At 52.9% G+C, this 346-nt stretch carries 1 protein-coding gene; it reads right to left on the bottom strand.

Translation table 11 applies throughout. The features are described from left to right. Positions 1-181 (bottom strand): IS66 family insertion sequence element accessory protein TnpB (gene tnpB / locus TOI97_RS13270; RefSeq protein ID WP_321554592.1); only part of this gene is annotated, 181 nt, incomplete at its 3' end. Between the last annotated feature and the right edge of the window lie 165 nt (positions 182-346).

Below are 346 nucleotides of genomic sequence, written 5' to 3' on the forward strand. Positions count from 1 at the left end.
ATTTGATTTTATTGCGCTGGCGATTGGTGAACGCATACAGCGCGCCGCTGAACGGATTGTGGCCGAGCTCTTGCTCAACTAGCAAAGCCAAGCCATTGGCCTGTTTTCTAAAATCCACTGGCGCGCGGTACAGATAAATTTCCGGCATCTGCTTGGCTGGCCGCAAATAACGCACTTTCACTACAGCTGCCTCAGCAGTGCCAAGACGAGATCCAGATTGCCTGCATTCACTCCAGAAAAACTTATGCCGCTGGGCAGATGAACACCCAACCCATCAGCACTGCTAGCCGAGGTAGCTAGCTGCGTAACCTGAGCAAAACCAGCAGGCTTTGCAACCGCGTCTACC

The organism is Denitrificimonas halotolerans, assembly GCF_034259425.1.
GTDB lineage: Bacteria > Pseudomonadota > Gammaproteobacteria > Pseudomonadales > Pseudomonadaceae > Denitrificimonas > Denitrificimonas halotolerans.